This window comes from Streptomyces sp. NPDC002730 (genome assembly GCF_042888805.1).
In the GTDB taxonomy this organism is placed as follows: domain Bacteria; phylum Actinomycetota; class Actinomycetes; order Streptomycetales; family Streptomycetaceae; genus Streptomyces.
Genome location: NZ_JBIAQG010000031.1, coordinates 14,694 through 36,265, shown reverse-complemented (window position 1 = coordinate 36,265; position 21,572 = coordinate 14,694). Strand labels below are relative to the sequence as shown.

The 21,572-nt window shown below is 69.2% G+C and carries 24 protein-coding genes and 5 pseudogenes; 13 read left to right on the top strand and 16 right to left on the bottom strand.

The genetic code is table 11. The features are described from left to right. From ACFYXH_RS41415 to ACFYXH_RS41385, 7 genes are all read left to right on the top strand, one after another. The coding region (locus tag ACFYXH_RS41415; protein WP_389574760.1) for an RCC1 domain-containing protein at positions 1-247 on the top strand (247 nt) is incomplete at its 5' end. A 379-nt stretch (positions 248-626) separates the two neighbouring features. Further along, entirely contained in the window at positions 627-1,232 is a 606-nt protein-coding gene (locus ACFYXH_RS41410; RefSeq protein ID WP_389574757.1) for a LysE family translocator, read from the top strand. A 1-nt stretch (position 1,233) separates the two neighbouring features. Next, the gene (locus ACFYXH_RS41405) at positions 1,234-1,935 is read left to right on the top strand and encodes a B3/4 domain-containing protein (RefSeq protein WP_389574754.1); all 702 of its coding nucleotides are present in this window, start codon (positions 1,234-1,236) and stop codon (positions 1,933-1,935) included. 96 nt (positions 1,936-2,031) lie between these two features. After that, positions 2,032-3,543 carry a PLP-dependent aminotransferase family protein gene (locus tag ACFYXH_RS41400; RefSeq protein ID WP_389574762.1) on the top strand — a complete coding sequence of 504 codons (1,512 nt, stop codon included), beginning with the start codon at positions 2,032-2,034 and terminating at the stop codon, positions 3,541-3,543. Positions 3,544-3,639: 96 nt separating this feature from the next. Further along, positions 3,640-3,789, top strand: a complete 150-nt coding sequence (locus ACFYXH_RS41395; protein WP_389574752.1) for a hypothetical protein — start codon at positions 3,640-3,642, stop codon at positions 3,787-3,789. A gap of 240 nt (positions 3,790-4,029) precedes the next feature. Continuing rightward, complete coding sequence (locus ACFYXH_RS41390) at positions 4,030-4,206, top strand: hypothetical protein (RefSeq protein ID WP_389574750.1); 177 nt, start codon at positions 4,030-4,032, stop codon at positions 4,204-4,206. Positions 4,207-4,961: 755 nt separating this feature from the next. Next, positions 4,962-6,170, top strand: a complete 1,209-nt coding sequence (locus tag ACFYXH_RS41385) for a glycosyltransferase (protein WP_389574747.1) — start codon at positions 4,962-4,964, stop codon at positions 6,168-6,170. Between the two features lie 79 nt (positions 6,171-6,249). Here the strand turns inward: ACFYXH_RS41385 and ACFYXH_RS41380 are convergent, their stop codons facing one another. The 6 genes and pseudogenes from ACFYXH_RS41380 to ACFYXH_RS41355 form a co-directional block, all read right to left on the bottom strand. Beyond that, a complete protein-coding gene (locus ACFYXH_RS41380) occupies positions 6,250-6,429 on the bottom strand; it encodes a hypothetical protein (RefSeq protein ID WP_389574744.1) in 180 nt (59 codons plus the stop codon). Between the two features lie 611 nt (positions 6,430-7,040). Beyond that, positions 7,041-7,937 (bottom strand): RibD family protein, encoded by an 897-nt coding sequence (locus ACFYXH_RS41375; protein ID WP_389574741.1) that lies wholly within the window; start codon positions 7,935-7,937, stop codon positions 7,041-7,043. Next, positions 7,930-8,622 carry a GTP cyclohydrolase I gene (folE, locus tag ACFYXH_RS41370; RefSeq protein ID WP_389574738.1) on the bottom strand — a complete coding sequence of 231 codons (693 nt, stop codon included), beginning with the start codon at positions 8,620-8,622 and terminating at the stop codon, positions 7,930-7,932. The genes ACFYXH_RS41375 and folE overlap by 8 nt, the downstream gene beginning before the upstream one ends. A 138-nt stretch (positions 8,623-8,760) precedes the next feature. Beyond that, on the bottom strand, positions 8,761-9,219 hold the full coding sequence (locus ACFYXH_RS41365) for a Crp/Fnr family transcriptional regulator (RefSeq protein WP_389574735.1): 459 nt from the start codon (positions 9,217-9,219) through the stop codon (positions 8,761-8,763). Between the two features lie 93 nt (positions 9,220-9,312). Beyond that, a pseudogene (locus tag ACFYXH_RS41360) lies at positions 9,313-9,690 on the bottom strand (DUF488 domain-containing protein). Between the two features lie 43 nt (positions 9,691-9,733). After that, positions 9,734-10,231, bottom strand: coding sequence for a VOC family protein (locus ACFYXH_RS41355; RefSeq protein WP_389574733.1), 498 nt, complete (start codon positions 10,229-10,231; stop codon positions 9,734-9,736). A gap of 163 nt (positions 10,232-10,394) precedes the next feature. Between ACFYXH_RS41355 and ACFYXH_RS41350 the strand changes: the two genes are divergently transcribed. After that, the gene (locus ACFYXH_RS41350; protein ID WP_389574731.1) at positions 10,395-10,859 is read left to right on the top strand and encodes a hypothetical protein; all 465 of its coding nucleotides are present in this window, start codon (positions 10,395-10,397) and stop codon (positions 10,857-10,859) included. Here the strand turns inward: ACFYXH_RS41350 and ACFYXH_RS41345 are convergent. The 4 genes and pseudogenes from ACFYXH_RS41345 to ACFYXH_RS41330 all read right to left on the bottom strand — a co-directional run. Further along, entirely contained in the window at positions 10,822-10,974 is a 153-nt protein-coding gene (locus ACFYXH_RS41345; protein ID WP_389574728.1) for a glycoside hydrolase family 15 protein, read from the bottom strand. The genes ACFYXH_RS41350 and ACFYXH_RS41345 overlap by 38 nt on opposite strands. Before the next feature lie 94 nt (positions 10,975-11,068). Next, positions 11,069-11,206 (bottom strand): annotated as a pseudogene (locus tag ACFYXH_RS41340) (hypothetical protein); the annotation flags it as partial. Positions 11,207-11,238: 32 nt separating this feature from the next. Continuing rightward, positions 11,239-11,697, bottom strand: coding sequence for a glycoside hydrolase family 15 protein (locus ACFYXH_RS41335; protein WP_389574726.1), 459 nt, complete (start codon positions 11,695-11,697; stop codon positions 11,239-11,241). 50 nt (positions 11,698-11,747) lie between these two features. After that, a pseudogene (locus ACFYXH_RS41330) lies at positions 11,748-11,885 on the bottom strand (glycoside hydrolase family 15 protein); the annotation flags it as partial. Positions 11,886-12,319: 434 nt separating this feature from the next. Between ACFYXH_RS41330 and ACFYXH_RS41325 the strand changes: the two are divergent. The 4 genes and pseudogenes from ACFYXH_RS41325 to ACFYXH_RS41310 all read left to right on the top strand — a co-directional run bounded on the left by ACFYXH_RS41325 (position 12,320) and on the right by ACFYXH_RS41310 (position 15,861). Then, the gene (locus tag ACFYXH_RS41325) at positions 12,320-12,682 is read left to right on the top strand and encodes a DUF488 domain-containing protein (RefSeq protein WP_389574723.1); all 363 of its coding nucleotides are present in this window, start codon (positions 12,320-12,322) and stop codon (positions 12,680-12,682) included. Positions 12,683-12,908: 226 nt separating this feature from the next. Further along, positions 12,909-14,030: a transaldolase gene (gene tal, locus ACFYXH_RS41320; RefSeq protein ID WP_389574720.1), complete on the top strand. Its 1,122-nt coding sequence runs from the start codon at positions 12,909-12,911 to the stop codon at positions 14,028-14,030. Positions 14,031-14,032: 2 nt separating this feature from the next. Next, complete coding sequence (locus ACFYXH_RS41315) at positions 14,033-15,289, top strand: NAD(P)/FAD-dependent oxidoreductase (RefSeq protein ID WP_389574717.1); 1,257 nt, start codon at positions 14,033-14,035, stop codon at positions 15,287-15,289. Between the two features lie 10 nt (positions 15,290-15,299). Further along, positions 15,300-15,861, top strand: a pseudogene (locus tag ACFYXH_RS41310) (universal stress protein). 333 nt (positions 15,862-16,194) lie between these two features. Here ACFYXH_RS41310 and ACFYXH_RS41305 read toward each other — a convergent pair. The 4 genes from ACFYXH_RS41305 to ACFYXH_RS41290 all read right to left on the bottom strand — a co-directional run bounded on the left by ACFYXH_RS41305 (position 16,195) and on the right by ACFYXH_RS41290 (position 19,158). Beyond that, positions 16,195-16,416 carry a hypothetical protein gene (locus tag ACFYXH_RS41305; protein ID WP_389574714.1) on the bottom strand — a complete coding sequence of 74 codons (222 nt, stop codon included), beginning with the start codon at positions 16,414-16,416 and terminating at the stop codon, positions 16,195-16,197. 63 nt (positions 16,417-16,479) lie between these two features. Continuing rightward, a complete protein-coding gene (locus ACFYXH_RS41300) occupies positions 16,480-16,989 on the bottom strand; it encodes a gluconokinase (RefSeq protein WP_389574711.1) in 510 nt (169 codons plus the stop codon). A gap of 36 nt (positions 16,990-17,025) precedes the next feature. Further along, a complete protein-coding gene (locus tag ACFYXH_RS41295; RefSeq protein WP_389574708.1) occupies positions 17,026-18,072 on the bottom strand; it encodes a glucose 1-dehydrogenase in 1,047 nt (348 codons plus the stop codon). 792 nt (positions 18,073-18,864) lie between these two features. Continuing rightward, positions 18,865-19,158: a hypothetical protein gene (locus ACFYXH_RS41290; protein ID WP_389574705.1), complete on the bottom strand. Its 294-nt coding sequence runs from the start codon at positions 19,156-19,158 to the stop codon at positions 18,865-18,867. 521 nt (positions 19,159-19,679) lie between these two features. On the opposite strand from ACFYXH_RS41290, the gene ACFYXH_RS41285 reads away from it, so the two are divergent. After that, the gene (locus ACFYXH_RS41285; RefSeq protein WP_389574702.1) at positions 19,680-20,372 is read left to right on the top strand and encodes a uracil-DNA glycosylase; all 693 of its coding nucleotides are present in this window, start codon (positions 19,680-19,682) and stop codon (positions 20,370-20,372) included. Positions 20,373-20,523: 151 nt separating this feature from the next. Here the strand turns inward: ACFYXH_RS41285 and ACFYXH_RS41280 are convergent, their stop codons facing one another. Together ACFYXH_RS41280 and ACFYXH_RS41275 are read right to left on the bottom strand one after the other, a co-directional pair. Then, positions 20,524-20,994 carry a universal stress protein gene (locus tag ACFYXH_RS41280; RefSeq protein WP_389574700.1) on the bottom strand — a complete coding sequence of 157 codons (471 nt, stop codon included), beginning with the start codon at positions 20,992-20,994 and terminating at the stop codon, positions 20,524-20,526. A gap of 188 nt (positions 20,995-21,182) precedes the next feature. Beyond that, positions 21,183-21,360, bottom strand: a pseudogene (locus tag ACFYXH_RS41275) (ATP-binding protein); the annotation flags it as partial. Between the last annotated feature and the right edge of the window lie 212 nt (positions 21,361-21,572).

The following is a 21,572-nucleotide window of genomic DNA, read 5'->3' as shown; positions in this document are numbered from 1 at the left end:
CAAGGTCAGGACGTGGGGCTGGAACTTCTTCGGTCAGCTCGGTGACGGCACCACCACCGACCACCTCCTCCCGGTGACCGTTGTCGGGCTGTCCCGGGTGAAGGCGGTCGAGGGCGGGGACAACCACTCCGTGGCGCTGGTGCAGGACGGCACCGTCCGGACCTGGGGCCAGAACGAAAACGGCCAGCTCGGCGACGGCACCACCACCGACCGGCACCGCCCCGTCAAGGTGCTCCAGGCCCCGTAACCCTCGGCCCGCTCCTTGCACCCACCGGCACGTCCGGACCGGCCCCCGTTGGCCGCGCGCCGCCGACCAGCGCGGACAGCGTCAACGCTCCCGGCGGCACTGACCGGCTGGAGCCCTCGTAGCACAGCTACGAGGGCTCCAGCCGATACGGCGGCAGCGTCTGCCGGACGTCCCGACCGGGCAGACGCCACTGCCGCCCATCCAGCCAGATGGGAGAACAACACCTGGTCCTTCGCCGCCAACAAACCGCGGCAGTCCAGCCAGGCCGGTTGGTTGTCGACTCGACCTTATGGACCAGTTGACCCGGCACACTTTGGCTCTGTCCGCCGGAACATGGCCGAGGCAGGGTGGGAGGACCTTGAACTTTGTGGAGGTCTCCTTGAGTATCGCGTTCCTGCTGACCACCTTGGTCGTGGTGGTCACCCCCGGCACCGGAGTGGTGTACACCCTGGCTGCCGGGTTGTCCCACGGCCGCCGGGCGAGCGTGGTCGCTGCACTCGGCTGCACCCTTGGCATCGTGCCGCATCTGGTAGCGACGGTCACTGGCCTCGCCGCGCTGCTGCACACCAGCGTCGTCGCCTACGAGGTGGTGAAATACCTCGGTGTCGGCTACCTCCTGTACATGGCGTGGGCGACGCTTCGCGACAAGGAGGCGCTGTCCGTCGAGGGGGAGGCCGAGCCGCGGCCGGCGGCCCGTGTGATCGCTTCCGGGGTACTGATCAACCTTCTCAACCCGAAGCTCACGATATTCTTCGTTGCGTTCCTGCCGCAGTTCGTGCCCGCCGACGAGTCCGGCTCCCTTGGCGCGATGCTCCGGCTCAGCGCCGTCTTCATGGCGCTGACTTTCGTCGTCTTCGCCGCGTACGGGATGTGCGCCGCCGCCGTACGACACCGCGTGCTGGCCAGGCCGAGGGTGATGACCGGCATCCGCCGGGGGTTCGCCGCCTGCTTCGTGGGCCTGAGCGCGTGGCTGGCGGTGGCGTGAGATGCGCTTCCGGCACGCGGACGCAATCTGGTCCGACCACCCCGAACTCGCCGCCGGTGCGCTGTGGGCCACCGGCGTTGGTGCCGCCGCCGATGTTGGCCCGCGCGTCGCTGAATACACGGCCCGTGCCGCGGCCCGGCTGGCCGGTGCCACCGAGAGTGAGTTCCCCGAAGTGCTGGCCTGGCGGCGGGCCTTTTCCCAGATGGGGCTCAAGCCGACGCAGTACCGCTGCGCCTCGGAGTCGCTGCTGCGGCGGCTGAGGAAGAAGGGAGAACTGCCGCGCATCCATCCGGTGGTCGACTTGTGCAACGCGATATCGGTCGCGTACGCAGTGCCGGTGGCGGTCCTCGACACGGACCGCATCGCTGGCCCTCTGCTGGAGGTGCGCTACGCCCGCGGTGACGAGCACTACACGACCTTCGGCGGCGGCACCGAGCATCCTCAACCCGGCGAGGTGACCTTCACCGACTCCGCCGGACGGGCGCACGCCCGCCGCTGGACCAACCGGCAGAGCGGCCACTCCGCGGTCGGTGAGCGCACCTGCCGGATCCTGGTTGTGGCGGAGGCCATGCACGACGGCGGAGCCGAGGTCGTGCCGGAGCTATTGAAGACGGTGGCTGAGGAACTGGCTGCGCACTGGCCGACCGACCCCGCGGCGGCCGTCCTCACCCCATCCGCACCGGAATTCGTCTTCGGCGGGTAGGCCCCTGGTGAGCACGCAGAGGCTGCGGTGGCGTATGACACCATCGGCCCGGTGAACGAGGGGAGACGGGTAGCGGACGGAACGGCCGCCGTACCCATGACGGCAGCCACGTCGGCGGACTGCGGACCCCCGGCCTACGGCTCCGATTTCCTGCAGCTCGACGCCGGTGACGCACCCGTCGGCGGCAAGGCGGATTGGCTGGCCCGGCGGCTGCGGCAGGCGATAGCTGACGGCCAGTTGGCGATGGGCAGCAGGCTGCCGCCCACCCGGGTGCTGGCCGCCGAACTGCACGTCTCGCGCGGGGTGGTCACCGAGGCGTACCGGCGGCTGGCCGAGGACGGCCACGTCGAGGGGCGTCGGCGCGGTGGGACGGTGGTGGTCGCGGCACCTCTCTTGCAGCCGTCGGTGCCCTGCGGGACAAGGCCGTGCCGGGGCCCGGCGCCAGTCGCCGCCGACCGGGCGGTGCCAGGCACGCTGTTCGCCGGCGAACCCAATGCCGACGTCTTCGACGCGCTGCGCGCTACCCGCGCGCGCATCGACTTCACCCCCGGCCAGCCCGACCTCACCGCGTTCCCCCGCGCGGCCTGGTTGCGCGCCGAACGGGCCGTGCTCGCCGAGCTGTCCGCCGAGAACCTCGGCTACGGCGACCCCCGCGGAGCCCCACAACTGCGCCGCGCCGTCGCAACCTGGCTGGCGACCAACCGCGGCATCCGGGTGGAGCCGGACGAGGTGCTGGTTGTCGCTGGCACCGCGCAGGCGCTCACGCTGCTGCACCCCGTGCTGCGGGCGGACGGCATCGACAATGTTGCGGTTGAGGACCCCGGCTCGCTCGGCACCCGCCAGCACCTGCAGAACGGAGCCCTGGCCACCCCACCGGTGCCGGTCGACGACGGTGGCGTGCGCGTCGACGCACTGCGCGCCACCGGCGCCCGCGCGGTGCTGCTCACGCCCGCCCACCAATTCCCCACCGGCGTGGTTACGAGCGGCGAGCGCCGCCGCGAGCTGCTGCTCTGGGCGAAGGACGGCGGGCTGATCATAGAGGACGACTACGACGCGGAGCACCGCTACGACCGGCCGCCGGTGGCCGCGCTGCGCGCGTTGCTGGCCGACCAGGTGTGCTACATGGGCAGCGTGTCCAAGCTGCTCGCGCCCGCGCTGCGGATCGGCTGGGTGGTACCGCCGCCCCGCTACCGCGACGCGCTGACCGACGCGAAACGCTTCACCGACCTGGGCAATGCTGTGCTGCCGCAGCTAGTGCTCGCCCGGCTGATGGAGTCCGGCGACTTGGAGCGGCATCTGCATCTGCTGCGCGGCCGTCACCGGCGGCGCCGCGACGCGATGATCAACGCCATCGCCGAGCACCTGCCGGGCGCGGTCGTGCACGGCGCAGCGGCCGGCCTACACCTAACCGTCACGTATGCGCCGGAGGTGCCTGACACCGAGCTCGCCGCCGCCGCGCTCGCCCGGGGCGTGAAGTGCCAGCCGCTGTCGTGGCACCGGCAGATGCCCGGCCACCCCGGCCTCGTCCTCGGCTACGCGGCCACCCCGCCGGGGGCCATCGCCGAAGGGGTGGCGGCGCTTGGCGAGGCGCTGCGCGAGCTGACCTGACGCCGCCTTCGAACGAGGTTACCGACGCTGTCCACCAGCTTGGCCACGCCGGGCACGGACCGCTGGGAAAGGCCACGCACCTGAGACAGCAGGCGGATGCCACAGCTGCTCGGGCATCGCCGCCTGCTGGTGGGTGTGGACGGCGGCGGCCCGCTGCGCAGCCTTCACCGCGGGAACGGCCAGTTCGCCGCCGCCCGAGGGGAGCATCCGGTCGGCTGCTGCGTCGTCGTGCTCACCGTGGCGTAGTGCGCGGCCGGTAGCTCCGACGTCGCTCCGCTCGCACGAAGGGCCGACGGTCCGTGCCACGCGCACGGCATCTTGCAGAGCGCGGCTGGCGACTCGCGCTCGTTCGTACGCGGTCGACGCCCGAGGCGGCTTCCCCTCGCTCCCGGCGACCCACGAACGGCCGGGGCGGTCCCACGTCGCGGTGTAGGTGAGCAAGTCAGGTGGGGGCGGGCGGCGCCCCGGCTGCGGGCGGGTCAGCTGGTGGCCGTAGCGGGCGAGCGCGGCTTCGGTGATGCAGTCGTCCAGGCCCGGCGGGTGTGGCCGTCCACGCAATGTCTCGCCAAGGTGGCGCCGCGCTTCGGCCAGGATGTGCCGTCGGGCGAAGGACCCGCGCACGACGTAGACGACCGCGGCGACGTAGGCGTCTATGACCGCTGAACTGGAACGGCAAGCGTATCCACGATTTACTCGTAGTACGTCAAGTGTCGTTATTCCCGGCAGGGCGGCGTCCACCTCCTCGACGGCCGCCATGTCGGGCCGAGGGCCCCACTCCTTGCCAGATATGGCGCCCCCGACCGACGTGCCGAACGCCGGGCAGACCGTGTGTCGTACTGCTGCCGGGACAACGAGCTTGTAGTAAGTCAGGTCACAACGGGATCAGGATCTGCTCAGGGCCTGCCGGTCGATCCCACGGCTGCGACCTGGCGGCGGTCGCCGCCCGACCGCCCACGTGTCCCAACTCTGCGGCCTGCCTGCGGCCGACGCGGCCCCGGACCGACCGCCGTGTGCCCCCAGCGCCTGACTGCCAGAAGCAGTTTCGAGGGGACTTCTGCGAGCGGCCACCTGCGGTAACGCGATCGCGTCGGGGGGCTCTCGCAGAACTCTCACAGATGACCGTCCATGAGACGCCGTTGTCTGCAGCGTACAGCCGACCGATCACCGTCTCCACGGTGGCAATGCGTGGAGTTGCGCGGTCGGCCGGTGGTGGCAGCGCGGAGACCCGGCCGCTCGGCTTCAGCCGTGGGCGAATGGGTACCGCTCGCTGTGGTGATCGGGGCCCGGGGCGGCAGACCAGCCCCGCTTCCATCTCCCGCTTAACCGTATATCGCATGGGGGATCTTGCCGCAAGGCCCCCATATCGAGCGAAGATGGCCCTCCGCGTGACGAGGCGCGGCACGAGAACGGGAGTGAACATGCGGGTGCTGTTGTCCACGATCGGCTCACGCGGAGAGGCTCAGCCGGTGATAGCTCTGGCCGCACGGCTGAAGGAGTTGGGGCAGGAGGCCGTGGTGTGCGCACCTCCTGATTTCCAGGAGTGGGCCGAGTCGCTGGGGATCACCTACGTTCCGGTCGGGCCGGAGCTTCACGCCACTGCGAAGCAGCCGACGGGGGCCGTGCCCACGCCCGAGCAGCGGCGACAGATGATCGAGGGCACGGTTGCGGATCAGTTCGCGGCGGTGGTTTCAGCCGCCGAAGGATGCGACGTGATCGTGGGAGGCGGCGCTCTGGCGATCGCCGCGCACTCGGTCGCCGAGCAGCGAGGCATCGGCTACGTTTACGCCGCGTTCGCACCGATCACGCTGCCCTCGCCGCACCACGCGCCGCCCGTGTTCGGATTGCTGGGACAAAAGCCGGCGGACGGCACGGTCGACAACCAGACCCTGTGGACCCAGGACGCACAACGCTGGAACGCCCTGTGGAGCGCGGCACTCAACGCACAGCGCGAGGCGGCCGGCCTCGCCCCGGTCAGTGACGTGAGCCGTCATATCTTCACCGACACCCCGTGGCTGGCCGCTGATCCGACCCTGGCACCGTGGCCCGAGCCATCGGAGCTGGACGTGTTCCAGACCGGCGCGTGGACGCTGCCGGATCGCCGACCACTGTCGCCCGAGCTGAAACAGTTCCTTGACGCCGGCGAGCCACCGATCTACTTCGGATTCGGCAGCGTACGCGCCCCCGAGGGCATCGCCCGGACGATGATCGCAACCGCCCGCACACTCGGCCGCCGCGCAATCCTCGCCCGCGGCTGGGCCGAGCTGTCCCTCGACGAAGCCGCGCCCGACTGCCTGGCGATCGGAGAGGTGAACCAGCAGGCGTTGTTCCAGCGGGTCGCCGCGGTTGTGCACCACGGTGGGGCGGGCACCACCACGACGGCCGCCGCAGCCGGTACGCCACAGGTGATCGTCCCGCAGATGTTCGATCAGTTCTATTTCGCCCGCCGCGTCGACCAGCTCGGAATCGGCAACGCCCACCCGGTCGGCGCCCCGACGACCGACTCCCTCACCGCAGCGCTGCGCCGAGCCCTCGACCCCCAGGTGGTCAAGACCGCCCACGCCCTGGCCGGCCGGGTGCGCACCGACGGTGCACTGACCACAGCCCGCCGACTGATCGAGACGTACTAGCACCCGCTCACATCCCGCCCCGGGACAAGCACGTCCCGCGGCAGGCCTGGGCCGTGAGGACCGAGCGGTGCAGCAGGGGTCAGAGGTGTCGTTCTACCCAGACGGCGAGGATGCTCACGGCTCCGGTGCCCGCGCCGTAGCAGGCGCCGCGCAGCAGGAGTCCGGTGGCGGTACGGCGGCGGTGGGCGGCCCAGCGGACCAGTCGGTGTGCGGTTTCGGTGGTCTTGCAGCAGAGTTGGCGGGCCGGGCTATTGTGCATGTCAGATGTCCTTGTTCTCAGGGGGCGTCGTGCGAGGAGCCCTTCCGACCGGAGGCCTAGGAACCGGGGTCGGAGCCGGGGCTCCTTTGCTTTGTGACGGATGGTCTGCGGCGGGTGAAGTCGTGGAGACGGTCGGCCAGGCGCCGGTCGGGCCGGCGGACGATGATGCAGGCGTTCGGGCCGTGCTCCGCCAGGCGGTCGACTTCCATCTCGAGTCCTCCGGTAGGAGCGCTCGCCGTGGAGCCGTTCTGGCGTACGTAGCGGGCGACCACCTCCAGAACGGCGAGGAACCCCTCGTCCGGCGTCGGCGTCGATCACGGAGTTGGTGACCTGGTGCCGCCAGTGCTGGGCCTCCCGCATCTCCCCCAGCGCGAGGTGGTGCAGGTGCAGGCAATATGCGGCTGGGGGATCCACCTCGAACCAAGCAGGCTGGTGTCTCAGGGATAGCCCGGAACCGTTGCTCGTTCGTGACCTTCGAGCCCGGCCCACGGATGCCCCTTTCGGGGGCCGAATTGGTCGGCGTCGCGGAGTCGTCGGCTGGTGCCGTTCTCGTCGACCGAGGTATGGGTTCGTAGCACGTGCTGCCTATGAGTTGCCGAATCGGCGCCGCGTCAGATGGCCACCGCAGAACGCAGGCCGACGCGTGCGTCTGAGAGGCGAAGTCGGTAGCGAAGGAACAGATACGAATCCCGTCGCCGGGCGCTGATCAGACCCATCCATGCCGGTTGCTTTGGCAGCAGTTCGAGTCCGGCGATCAGCCCGGGTCGGGATGTGCCGGCCCGGCCGGCGAGCACTGGGGATGTCGTGAGGAACAGCTCATTCAGCAGGCCCTCGCCGAGGAGGTGACCGATGAGCTGCGGCCCACCTTCGGTGAGCACCGCGGTGTGTCCGTGGGAGCGGAGAGCCGCGAGGACGTCGGCCATACGGAGGGCGGATGCTTCGGCCGCGGTGAGTATCGTGCATGCCTCCGGCAGGCGTCCCTCCAGTCGGCGGGCGCCGTCCGCGGTGGTGGCCACGAGCGCGCCCGACTGCAGCGCTGGGTGCTCGGTGGGCACGTTGCCGCTCGCCGTGACCACAACCAGTTGCGGTTGGGTGGCGCGCCTCAGGCTGCGCCGTAGCTCGCCGAAGGCGGGCGCGGCTTGCGGACAGACGTGGTCGGGGGTCCACCGGTGGCGGGGTGTGGCTCGGAGTGTGCCGGCCCCGATGAGTACCGCGTCGGCGCATGCGCGCAGCAGTCCCATGACGAAGCGGTCCGCCGGTTCGCGTCCGCTGATCGCCGAGCCGGAGGACGGGTATTCGGGTCCGAGGGCGACCACTCCGTCGATGGAGGCGACGAAGTTCGCGTACACGCACGGCAGCGTGAAGCCCAGATCACCGCCGTATGCCGTGGCGAGCACCGGAGGCAGACCGAAGCGGGGCTGTCCGGCCTCCTCGTACAGCAGGTCCAGTCGTTCGGGCAGATTTGTAGGCGTTCCGGAAGTGGGATGTGCGGTGCTGTCCTTAGCCATGTCCGGCAAGGCCCCGCTGGCCGCACAGCGTGAAGAATTCGCCACGCAGTTGGGGATCCTCGTCGTAGGTGCCACGCCAGTGGGTAGTACGGGTGCTGGACTCGATCTCCCGTACTCCGCGCATCTGTGTGCACAGATGCACCGCCTCCAAGTGGACCGCGACACCGTGCGGTTGAAGGATCTGCTGCAAAGATTCGGCGAGTTGGCGGCCGATGCGCTCCTGCATCGAGAATCGGCGGGCGAACAGCCTCACCAGCCTGGTGAGTTTGGAGAGTCCGAGGATGTGCTCGTGCGCGATGTAGCCGATGTACGCCTTGCCGAAGAAGGGCAGGCTGTGGTGCTCGCAGAGTGAGAAGAACGGGATCGGTCCTTCGACGATCTGGCTGATCCGGCAGTCCGAACCGCCATGGCATTCGGTCTCGAAGGCGGTGACCAGCTTCTCGTCTCCTTCGTACCCACTGGTGGCGTCGAAGAGGGCGCGCAGGAAGCGGCGGGGTGTGTCTGCGGTGGCCGCTGACCCGACGGCCAGACCCAGCGCCTGGAAGATCTCCTTCAGATAGTCCTCGAACCGCTGCCACTCTTCGGAAGTGATCTCCCGCGGAGACACGGCCGCCCACTCCACCTCGTCCGTGATGGGTAGGAGGCCCTCGCCGACCAGCCCGGCGATGGGGGGCGGACCGTTCATCGAAGGTGATTGGTCGTTCACATTCAGCCTCACGATGGGACGAATGCTCTTGCGGTAGTTGGTCGCTTCTATTATCGACCGATTCCTGCGTGAGTGTCGCACCAACCGATGCTCCGGCATGGCGCTCGGGGTTGCCGGTCAGCGCATAGGTCCGCTGCCGGCTGGCCCGTACAGATCCAGTAGACGTGTGCGGGTGGACTCAAGCCGGTGCCCGACCACTGCAGCGACACAGCGGGTGATCACCTGTCCCAGCACCGGATCGTCCTCGCACAGTGCGCGCACTGCCGACGCGTCGAATTCCCGCGCATGTACCGGGCTCAGTGCCTCCGCACCGAGCTGCCAGGTGTGCGGCGGGATCAGCCACGACCAGCCGAGCAGTTCACCATGGCCAAGGGTGTCGACGGTGGCCGGCCGGCGGCCAGGGACGTGCACGTCGATCCCCACCTTTCCGGTGCGGATAATCCAGAACCGATCGGCCCGGGCGCCCTCCTGGAAGATGCGGGCGCCCAGGGGAAAGGACACATCGGCCGCGAACTCCAACAGCCGGTTGCGGTCTGCGGGCGAGAGCATGCCGAGCAGATTGGTCGTGGTGGTCATAACCTACTCCGGTCCTCAGATTCAAAGCCTGCGAGCGGCCACCGAAGCCCCCACCAGGTTTCCAGAGGGGCGCTTGCCAGTCTCATGCTGTCCTCAGCACCGCAGCAGCTCGGCGAGCACCTCGGCTTTGCTGGTCTCGGGATCTTTGGTTGCGGTGAGCAGTGTCAGAGTTCGGTCCTTGGCGAGGTCACGAAGGTGCGCCAGCGCGTCTGCGCGTTCAGGATCTTGGAGCTCGGTCACGGTGGCTGAACTCCGCGAAACGATCGAGGTTGTGGATGTACCACTTGCGCAGCTCCGTGGACGGTGCGACCTGCTTGCACCACTCGTCGAGGTGGGCCTTCTCCTTGGTCTTCCCCGGGGCCAGATGCGGTCGACCAGCACTCTGGCGCCGTCGACCAGCACTCTGGCGCCGTCGGCCCGCGCGGGAGGGTCGTAGACGCGGCGGACATGCACCGTCCTCGTGTCTGCCATGGAGAGACCTCCTTGTGAGCTGAGTACTCTGTGTCTTCCGGCGTCACACGTAGATACGAGAGATGATCTCGAGCCGTGCCGCTTCCTCCGGCCCTGGATAGGCCACCAGCACTGGCAGGCCACTGGGATCCCGGCCCTCGATGACGGTGAAGCCCTCGCCGTGCCTGGTGTCCACCTGGTCGGACCGAGCTCGTAGCACGCGCTCACACCGCTGGAAATCGGCGGGGCTGTCCGCCGTCCAGATCACGTACTGCGCGCCCACGTGACCCACCGGGTGGGCGGCATGCGGCCCCACGGCGCGTATGTAGACCTGGAAGCCGCTCCGGCCCACGAGCAGCGCAGCCGTGGCGGTGCGGACCGTGACCTCCATCTTCAGCAGCTCCTGGTAGAAGTCCGCCGAGGCGTCGAGATCGTGGACGAACACCACGACCGAGGCCAGCCGCGGCCCGTGCGCCTCCGGTCCGCTGCCGGTCGGCTCCGAATCCGCTGGAAGCGGTGCAGGGTGCTGGCCGGAGGGCGCCGCTTCATTTGGGTAGGCCATGAGGACCCTTCCGCCTTCGACCGCGATTCGAGGACTTCTTTGGGCGGTTCCTGGTCCGGTTTCCACGCTACCCGGACCGTGCCCTGCCCGCTGGAAACGTGCAGCAGGCCCCCCGAGGGGTGCGGCCACGGGTTCTCAGCCTGGCCATGCAAGGAACCCTGAGGTGCGCGGTGAGCGTGACGGCGGGTGTGCCGGGCCCGTAGTTGAGCATGAGGAAGCCGGGTGGTTCGAGCAGCGCGACGTCGGGGGCGCTGCTTTCGGGTTGGCCCATGCGCGGGTGGACGAGCGGCAGCAGGATATTGACGAGCGCGGTGGCGGCGAACAGGCCGTGGACGAGGCCGAAGACGCATCCCAGCCACCAGCTGCTGTCGCCGATGGCGGCGAAGACCGCGTAGTAGAGCAGGGCGAAGATCAGGCCGTTGATGAAGTGCGCGCCGTAGCCGAGGGCCTTGGCGCGGGTCCGGTCGCTAGTGAGCGCGGTGCCGAGCAGGAACGGCAGATCGATGCGGGTGAGGTTGAAGGCGTTGGCCGCGCGCAGGCCGGTGGTCAGGATGAGGGTGCCGACAAGCCCGCCAGGGCGGCCCAGATGCTCATCGTGTGGCCTGCCCGATCGCGCAGGCGGCGCTGATCAGGGCCAGGTGGGACAGTCCCTGGGGCAGGTTGCCGAGGAAGGCGCCGGTGGTGGGGTCGATTTCCTCGCTGTAGAGGCCGACGTCGTTGGCGAGAGCCACGAGCTGGTCCATGAGGGACACGGCTTTCGTCGGCGCGGCCGCATCGGGCGAGGGCCTCGGCGAGCCAGAAGGAGCAGGCGAGGAAGGCGCCCTCGCTGCCGGGGACGCCGTCTGCGCCGAGGTAGCGGTTGACGTAGGGGCCGTCCTGCAACGCCTGCTGGACGGCGGTGAGGGTTCCGCGCATGCGCGGGTCGTCGGGCGGACAGTAGCCGTGCAGCAGCCCGAGCAGCAGACTGGCGTCCACGTCGTTGCTGTCGGCGGAGCACACGTAGCTGTTCAGCCGCGAACGGAAGCAGCGGTCGTCGACGACTCGGCGATGGCCTGTCGCTCGCGGCGCCACCGGGCCGCGTGCCGGTCCGGGATCAGCTGCCGGCCAGCGAGGTGGAGGGCGCGGTCGAGGGTGATCCAGCACATCATCTTGGACTGGGTGAAGTGTTCGGGGGCGCTGCGTACCTCCCAGATGCCCGCGTCCGGGTTCTGCCGGACGGCGCAGACGAAGTCGGCGGTCTCGGCCAGTCTGCGGGCGATGTCGGCGTCGAGCCGGTGGCATGCGGTGGTGTACAGCCACGCGGTCTGCAGCAGTTCCCCGTAGGTGTCGAGCTGGAGCTGGTCGGCGGCGGCGTTGCCGACGCGCACGGGCGCCGAGCCCCGGTAGCCCGACAGGGAAAGGGTCCGCTCCGGGGCGCGGGTGCCGGGCGATACAGGACGTTCAGGCGGGGGTGCGTGAGCTGGCATGCATGCATCAGCCACCAGAAGTAGCCGGTCGCTTCCGGAGCACAGCCCAGCTTGAGGAAGGCCTCCAGGGTGAAGGCGGAATCGCGGATCCAGCTGAAGCGGTAGTCCCAATTGCGTTCCCCGCCGAGCTCCTCGAGCAATGAGCAGGTCGCGGCAGCGGCGACCGCGCCGAAGGGAGCGAAGACCAGCAGTTTGATGGCGAGGGCGCTGCGCAGTATGGCCTCGCGCCATGGTCCGTTGTACGTGCGGTTGTCGCTCCATTGACGCCAGGTGGCGGTGGTGTGGTCCAGGCGGGCCTCGCACTCGGCTTGAGTGGGGAGGACCAGCGGTTCTTGGTGCGCGTACGTCAGCGCGATCAGGGCCCGAGTACCAGCATCGGCCTGGAAGCGGGATGGTGGCTAGCCGCGCCCGCGCACTGGTGGCTTGGGACAGGCGGGAGCAGGCTGGGAAGCGCGGACGTTCCTTCATGCCGGGTGTAGGTCGGAAATGCTGAACGTGGCTGAACCGGGTGGTGCGCCGCTCCCTGGTGGACGTCCCTGACTGCTGTGAGGGGGCGGTGTAACGGGGGCGGCGCGGGCCAGTAGGCAGAACTCAAGTGTGGAATGACCGTGAGGAGCCGCTGATGACACCGGAGCACAAGGTGCAGGTGCGCAGGGCATACGAGGAACCTGAACGGGGAGACGGCACGAGGGTGCTCGTCGACCGGATCTGGCCGCGAGGTCTGACCAAGGCCAAGGCCGGCCTGGACGAGTGGTGCAAGCAGGTCGCCCCGTCCACGCAGTTGCGCAAGTGGTACCACCACGATCCGGACCGCTTCGAGGAGTTCGGGCGCCGCTACCGCAGCGAACTGGAGGATCCGGAGCGTGCGGAGGCGCTTGCGCATCTGCGCGACTTGGCGAAGCACCGGACACTGACGCTGCTCACCGCGACCAAGCAGCCCGAGATCAGCGAAGCCGAAGTCCTCGCCGGCCTGCTCCGGAGCTGAACTTCGGCGTCCGGCCGGGCCGCTCCAGCCCCGCCGCGGTCTGCGATGGGCCCCTGGCCACCGGTGGCGGACGAGCTCGCCCCAGTCCAGCCTGGGGGGGGAGGCAGGGGGCTCGATGAGGACGGCAGGCCCCGTGACCGGCGCGGTGCGGGCCCGGCCCAAGCGCCGATCGAGCACGTATCGCATGCGCAGCCTCGGCCGCACGGCGGAGAGGAGCGGCAGTGCCATGAACCCGTTGTCCGCACTGAGCGAAGCGGGAGTCTCGATCTGGCTCGATGACCTGAGCCGGGAAAGGCTGGTGTCCGGAAGCCTGGCGAAACTGGTCGAGCATGACCATGTGGTGGGCGTGACCACCAATCCGACGATCTTCGCCAAGGCGATCACACACGGTGAAGCGTACGACGGGCAGATCGGCGACCTGGCTGTGCGTGAAGTGGGGGCTGGTGAGGCGCTGCGGGCGCTGACCACGTTCGACGTGCGGTGGGCGTGCGACGTGCTGCGCCCGGTCTACGACGCGACGGACGGCGTCGACGGCCGGGTCTCGATCGAGGTGGACCCGAGGCTCGCGCACGACACGGCGGCGACGATCGCGGAAGCGCGGGCGCTGTGGTGGCTGGTCGACCGGCCCAACCTGTTCATCAAGATTCCGGCCGCCCGGCAGGGCCTGGGGGCGATCGCCGCGTGCCTGGCCGAGGGGATCAGTATCAACGTCACGCTGATCTTCTCCCTGTCGCGGTACGACCAGGTCATGGACGCCTTCCTCGACGGGATGGAAGGAGCCCGCGCCGCGGGCCGGGAGCTGTCCGCGATCGGATCGGTGGCCTCGTTCTTCGTCTCCCGCGTCGATACCGAGGTCGACGCGCGGCTGGACAAGACCGGCAGCGCGCGGGCGGCCGATCTGCGCGGGCGTGCGGCGATCGCCAATGCACGCCTGGCCTACCAGCACTACGAGCGGGTGTTCTCCTCGTCGCGGTGGAAGGCGCTGCAGGGCGCCGGCGCGCGACCCCAGCGACCGCTGTGGGCCTCGACGTCCGCCAAGGACCCCGCCTACCCGGACACGCGCTATGTCGTCGACCTGGTGGCCCCGGGCGTGGTGAACACCATGCCCGAGGCCACCTTGCGCGCGGTCGCGGACCACGGGCAGGTGCCCGCCGACTCGGTGCGCTCCGGCTACAGCGACGCGCAGCGGGTACTCGACGGGCTGCGGGCGGCCGGCGTGGACTACGACGACGTCGTACAGGCCCTCGAGGACGAGGGCGTGGAGAAGTTCGACGCCAGCTGGGAGAGGCTCGCCGAACAGCTCTCCGACACTCTCAGCACAGAGCGCCCACCGCAGACCAGGGGCTGATCATGACCGACAACAGCGCGTATGTGATCGTCGGAGCCAGTCTGGCCGGGGCCAAGGCCGCGCAGGCGCTGCGCGAGGAGGGCTTCGACGGCCCCCTGATCCTTATCGGAGAGGAGAGCGAGCGGCCCTACGAGCGGCCGCCGCTGTCGAAGGGCTACCTGATGGGCAAGGACGCCCGGGAGCAGATCTACGTCCACCCGCCCCAGTGGTACGCCGAGCACGACATCGACCTGCGCCTGGGGACGGCGGTCACCGCGATCGACCCGGCCCCGCACGAGGTGACGCTCGCGGACGGCAGCCGCCTCGGGTACGCCGAGCTGTTGCTGGCCACGGGCTCCTCGCCGCGCCGTCTGGCGGTGCCGGGCGCCGACCTGGACGGGGTGCTGTATCTGCGCACGGTCGAGGACAGCGACCGGATCAAGGACGCCTTCTCCTCCGCCTCACAGGTGGCGGTCGTCGGGGCCGGCTGGATCGGCCTGGAGACCGCTGCCGCGGCCCGCGCCGCCGGTGTGGAGGTCACCGTGCTGGGGAGGGCCGAGCTGCCGTTGCTGGGTGTCCTTGGCCGCGAGGTCGCCCAGGTCTTCGCGGACCTGCACCGTGACCACGGGGTGGACCTGCGTTTCGGCGTGCAGGTCGCCGAACTCACCGGCAGCGCGGGTACCGTCGACGGCGTGCGGCTGTCCGACGGTACCCGCATCGATGCGGACGCGGTCCTCGTCGGCATCGGCATCGTCCCCAACACCGGGCTCGCCCAGGCCGCAGGTCTTCAGGTCGACAACGGCATTCTCACCGACGAGCGGCTGGGCACCTCCGCACCGGGCGTCTACGCGGCGGGCGACGTCGCCAACGCCTTCCATCCCCTGCTGGACCGGCGCATCCGCGTGGAGCACTGGGCCAACGCGCTGCACCAGCCACAGACCGCCGCCAAGGCGATGCTCGGCCGGGAAGCGGCCTACGACCGGGTGCCGTACTTCTTCTCCGACCAGTACGACCTGGGCATGGAGTACGCCGGATACGCCGAGCCCGGCGGATACGACCGGGTCGTCTTCCGCGGCGATGTCGGCGCACGCGAGTTCATCGCGTTCTGGCTCGCACGTGGCCGGGTGCTGGCAGGCATGAACGTCAACATCTGGGACGTCACCGAACCGATCCAGGCCCTCGTCCGCTCCGGCCAACAGGTTGACACCCGAAAACTCGCCGACCCGCAGGTGCCCATCGACTCGCTCCTGCAACGCCGAGGAGCAACCGACGAGGAGTAGCTCCGGCCGCATGCCGCAACTTCAGAGCACCCCCGGCAGCGGGTCCGGTTGCCCCTCTCATGGGCCTGACAGTGGTCCGTGCCTGCTGACAAGCCGTTGGAGGATTCCCGATGGACGACAGTCGCGTGCCAGCTCCGCTGGTCCGATCGTGGTCGGCACGGACGGCTCCCCGCACGCCCGCCAAGCCGTGCTCTTCGCCCTGCGCGAGGCGCAGTTGCGCGGCACCGGGCTGCGGGCGGTCTGCGCCTACGACTACGCCCCGGGCCGCTACGCAGGCTATGGATGGATGGCCGTGCCGGAGGGCGACGGCGGCCTGTACGAACAGCTCCTCGATGCCGCCCGGCAGGCGGTGACCGACACGGTCCACGAGCTGCGGCATCATCGCCGAGGCGGGACGCCCGGCGCAGGTTCTGCTGGACGCGAGCAAGGACACCTGTCTGCTGGTGCTCGGCACCCGCGGTTCGGGCGCCTGGGGGCGCCTCACGCTCGGATCGACCAGCACCGAGGTCGTGCACCACGTTCACCTGCCCCTCGTCGTCGTGCCGGCCGACTCCCGCGGCGCCCCCTCCTGACGCATCCAAAAAACGACTACGGCATTCCGCCTGTCTGTGGCGTCCGTGGGTACGACGCACGGCGTCGCTGATCCGCCAACCACCGTGCAACCATTCCGCCACCTGCGCAGCACCCGACCTGCGCTCTCCTCAAAGGGTGCTCGTAATGTAATGCGCAAGGTCACAGTGGTGTTGACGTACCAGGGCTGGTGGAGCGGTCGTTGGCTAACGCACGTCGGGGCACGAGTCCGCAGGGCCTTCGCGTATCGGTGTGCTCCGGCTACGTGAGGAAAGGCACCATCACCCACCCGGATGCTGGACACCACTGTGAGCGGCCCACTGCTCGAGGGCCGCTCATGCTCGGGGGGTGTCCGGGCCGGGTTCCGCGTGGCGCTGCGCGATGGCAGCGACGATTTCGCGGAACTTCCTCTCGGTCAGAGGGTAGGACACCATGACGGCGATCGCGGCGATGGTGACCAGCCGGACGCCGCAGTGGTTCGCCTCACGCGCGTGGGGTGCACCGAGGAACCAGTCGTCCTCACCCCATCGGATCCGTGGGCGACCGTACGTGCCCATGGTCGACGAGAAACACGTGTGGTGGGCGCAGCGATCGCGCTCTGGCCGCGGCAGGTTAACGGCTCAGGAGGAGGTGACGGCGGCATGAGCGAGGGCAGCGGTCTCCTGCGGCGTACCGTCGATCGGGATAGCCGCGCCGGCTTCGTCGTCGCCCAGCGGTTCGAGGTCGGCAAACTGCGTAGGGAGCAGGCCGGGCGGCATGAAGTGGCCCTGTCGCCTGGTGATCCGTGCGGCGATCAGCTCAGGCGAGCCATCGAGGTGAAGAAAGAAGACGTGTGGCGCGGCGGAAGTCAGCCGGTCACGGTAGCGCCGCTTCAGCGCCGAGCATGCCACCACTCCCCCGCTGTCCGCATGGCCGGCCAGCCATCGTGCGATCTCGTCCAGCCAGGAGCGGCGGTCTTCGTCGTCGAGCGGGTGGCCGGCTCGCATCTTGGCCACGTTGGATGCGGGGTGGAAGTCGTCCGCCTCGGCGTATGGAACACCTAGGCGCTGTGCCAGCAGTTGGCCCACCGTGGTCTTTCCCGAACCCGACACGCCCATGACGACAACCAATGGAACAGTGTTGTGAGACATCCGTCCAGGCTAGGTTCTGCCTCCGGATCTTGCTGCCTATAGGTCGATGACGACCTTGACGTCGTCCCGTTGGGGCGTGAACGCCTCCGTTGCGCGCTCCAACGGCACCCGCCGGGTGATCATGCGCTCAAGCCATGACAGGTCGGCCTTCGCCAGTGCGTCGGCAGCCTGGCGGTAGTGACGCAGGTTGGCGTTGACCGAGCCCACCACCGCGTCGTTCTCCAGCACGATCTCCCTGTTGATGGCGCCCGCGTCCACGGTCATCCTGCGGCCGGCGGGCGACACACCGGTCAGGCACACCACTCCGTAGGATGCGGTGCCCGTCAGCGAGGCGAAGACGAGTTCGCCGGCGCCCGTGGCTTCGATGAAGACATCCGGGCACACGGCGGAGATGACGTGCTCGATGTCCTCCGCGTGGTAAGTGGCACCCAAGTCCCGTACCAGAGCAGGCTTGGGCCCTTCGGTCACCCGGTCGAGCACATGCACCTCCAGTCCGCGCTGCGTGCCCAGGAGAGCGGCCAGCAGGCCGATGGGCCCCGCACCGGTCACCAGGGCGCGACGCGGCTCAAACCACGAGCGGGCACCGACACGCTCGACCTGTTCCCATGCCTTTGCCACCACGGTGGTCGGTTCCATGAGCACACCGACCTGCTGCAGCTGCGGCTCCAGCTTCACCGCGTAGTCGGCTTCCACGCACCACACCTGCGCGCCATAACCGTCGATCTCTTTGATACCGCGTTCGGTGTAGCGGCCGTTGCGGCACATGTCGAACTCTCCGCGTGCGCAGGCCCCGCACGGCTCGGGGTCCGGTCGGCGCACCACCCCGGCGACAAGGTCACCGGCCGAGAACCCGCTGCCGGGCGGCGCATGTTGCACCCGCCCGAGAGACTCATGTCCCAGTACCAGCCACTCACGCCCCGGAGGAGCCCAGCCGTACTCGCCTCGGGCGATCTCCTTGTCCGTTCCGCACACCCCCACCGCCAGGCCCTGCACCAGCAGCTCGCCGGCTGCCGGGACGGGGTCGGGCACATCCCTCACCTCTAGGGATTCCTTCTCACCGGGCCGCACGGTCAATGCACGCATGGCCAACCTCGTCCCTCTCGTCAGGCGGCGCCTCATATCCGTGCGCGCCGCTGCTTGACGTCTGTCCCGCCTTGACGTCTTCCCGCTCAGAGCTTTTCAGCACCAGCCGGCCGGGATGGAGCGACACGTCCGTGCGCCGCTGTGCTGCCACCCGGAAGGCATGAGCCGCTCAGGTGCTGGTGTGTGCGAGGAAGGCTCGTTCCGCTTCGTGAGCTATCCATCACGGTACGGTCACACCCGTACCGGCAGACAGTCACCGACGAGGACCCGGGCGAAGGCCCGAATGGGGCTCAAGCAGGAGACCGCAGCGGCCGACCGGGAAGCGTAGCCGTGCTGCGGGAGCCTCCCGGCCGGGGATCAGCCCGTACGCGGACAACGAGTCGGCGCCCGATGACCTGCCTCCGGACCTCGACCTGCTGCGCGTACTTGAGGTCTGGTTGTCGCTCTACCTCCAGCGGGTGCGGCGGCGGATATTCAGAGGCCGAGGCGCTCAAGTCCCGGCACCAGTCGATACCTCCGCCCCTGCCGGGCTGCGGCAGCCGTTCAGTTTGTGGGAGCCGCTTCGTCCACTGCTGCCGACCGGCTCAGCCCGACGCGCTGGCGGACACTGTCCGGCCCCGGAGGGCTGGCCTGGAAGGTGTAGGAGTCACCTGACGGCACCCCGTCCGCCCTACGCGCCGCCTGGGCGAAGCACACATCGCCTGCGGATAGTCGCAGTCGCGGGGCACGCTGGCGCAGTGTGTGCCCAGCGAGTTGCGAGCGAGGCGCGGCAGCCCTGTGCGCCCGTGCCGCTCAGGAGGGTGCCAGGCGTTCCCGCAGTTCGTCGAGGTAGCCGTCATAGGCCGCAGCGACATCCTCCAGATCGATCATCGGGGGGAGGTCCATGGCCGGCTGATGCTCGAGCAGGAAGGCGGCCGTCTCCCGGACGACGAGTTGCTCGGCGGCGCTGTCGGCGCCCAAGTCCTTCAAGACGTTGGGGCTGGCCCGGAACCGGAACTCAGCCTCCCTCGCGCCACCTGGGACCCGGAGCAGGTATTCGTGGTCACCCAGCGGCTGGACCCCGTAATCTGCAGAGTCATCGGACATATCGGCACTCTACTCGCAGGCGTGAGAAACCACGCGCCAGGCGGAACCCGGCGCATGTGGGTCGCTGCTAGCACAGGCCGCCAGCGTTCCAGGGGAGGCGTGGCTGGGTGCACAACGTGCTCGCCTCCTGCAGGTCGTCCTAAATGCCACGGGATGTCGGCGACGGTGCGGGCCGAGCGTAGAAGGGAAGAAGGCGAGTTGCGGGCGGACGTCGTGCCGGTCGATGTCGTGAACGTGCCGGGATGCGCGCGGCATCACCCCCGGTGGGGGTGGAGGCGTGTGCCGTGCAAGTCTCGCGCATTCTTGTGCAGGGCGGAGCGTGCGAGCAGCCCGATACTGGGGAGAGCACGCCATGGGTGGCTCCGTTTCTCATGCCACTGCCGTTCATGCGGCTCACCGTGGTGTTCTGCCGGGCGCAGGTGACGGGAGGCAGAATGGCGCAAAAGTCTTGTTCGGGGGGACGGCGTGCGGCGGTCGAGGATCCCGCGTTCCCGGCTCGGGCGGCTCCCTGTGCCGACGACATGGCCGGGTTGGACGCATTGGTGACGGGATGTCGCGCCTGCCCACGTCTGGTGGAGTGGCGCGAGGAAGCGGCCAGGGTCAAGCGCAGTGCGTTCCGTGACTGGGAATACTGGGGTCGGCCCGTACCGGGGTTCGGGCCTTCCGACGCCGCCTTGGTCATCATCGGACTGGCGCCGGCAGCTCACGGCGGCAACCGCACCGGTCGAATGTTCACCGGCGACCGTTCCGGCGATGTTCTCTTCGCGGCCTTGTATGAACTCGGCCTGTCCTCCCAGCCGACCTCCACCAGGCTGGGCGACGGGCTGCAACTCCATGGGGTCAGGGTCACGGCTCCCGTGCACTGCGCCCCTCCAGGTAACCGGCCCACAGCTCGCGAGCGCGACACGTGCAGACCGTGGCTGGAATGGGAACTGCGCCAGCTCCGGTCCACCGCGCGTTCCATCGTCGTCCTCGGAGGCTTCGGCTGGCTCGCCGCACTGCCGGCCCTGGAGGCCGCCGGCTGGACCGTGCCCCGCCCCCGCCCCGTATTCGGCCACGATGTACGGGTCAGTTTGCAGCCTGCCGCCACGGGTTCACCTTTGAGGCTTTTCGGCTGTTACCACGTCAGCCAGCGCAACATCTACACCGGGCGTCTCACGCCCGCCATGCTGCGCACAGTGCTCAGCTCGGCAGCCGAGACGGCCGGACTGTAGCTGGCACGGGGCTCGGTCGGAGGGGCGGACGCACACTCCCCCAGTCTCGCGATGGGTCGCAGTGGCGGGTTGGGATGGAGCTGGCGGTATGCGGAGCACAGAACCTCTGGGCCGGGCAGGCTCTGGCTCCGTGCCGCCGGCCACTCCCGCCTCACTCGGCCCGAGTACCGGAGTCCCTCACCTCGACGGTCGGACGGACGATGACGACCGGACACGTGGCGTGCAGCGCACACTGCTGACTCACGGAACCCAGCAGCGTACGACGGAATCCGCCCAGGCCCCGGCTGCCCACCACGAGCGCCTCGGCCCCCTCGGCCTCACTGAGCAGCACCTCGACGGGATTGCCCCGCACCAGACGCTTGCGCACCTCGGCCGCGCCCGACTCGCCAAGCACCTTGTGCAACTCGCCGACGAGACCCTGCTCGGCAATCTCCTCATCGAATTCGGCGTCCACCGCGGGCGCGGACCACCCGTGCGCCCCGGGCAACTCCCATGCAGCCACCGCTACCACATCACCGCCGATCAGCTTGGCATGCCGGACCGCCCACCGAAGCGCGGCGTGCGACGAAGGCGAGCCATCGACGCCCACCACGACATGCAAGGCCGAATCGTGCCTCTCCATGGCATTGCCCCTTCCGCTCTCATCTACATCCACGCTGCGCGACACAGGGGCTATCCGCCATACAACCGCCGCCGACAGGTACGCCCCACCGGGGGTACAGCAATCCCGCTCGATAGCGAGCCTCGCGCTCTACCGCACAGAGCTCGTGGTTCCGGAGTCGGTTGGCATATGACCCGCTTCACTGCCCATTAGGAGTCGGTACCGGTCGGAATCACCGTGCCCTTGAAGGTGAGCTGGTCGCCGATCGCGGCGCACAGCCTGGGGCCGGTGAAGGTCTTGTGCCACTCCCTGAGCGTTGGAGGCCACCGCAGTGGCTTTGTGTTCCTCGCGTTCGGTGAAGATATGGAACAGCAGCATGGTGCCCTTCAAAGACGCCGACCTTCTCACCAACCAGCAGGATGCTCCCGTCCCGCAGCATCTCCGCCCGCAGCGTGTCGTGCAGCGCCTGGCGGTAGATGACAGCGGCCGTAACTGCTCGTCGGCCGTGAGTTCAGCGTGACTGAGGTGCTTTCGCTGGGAACCCACGGCGTCTTCGGCAGGCAGGCATGAAAGTGCGGTGGGTCCGTTGCCGCTGAATC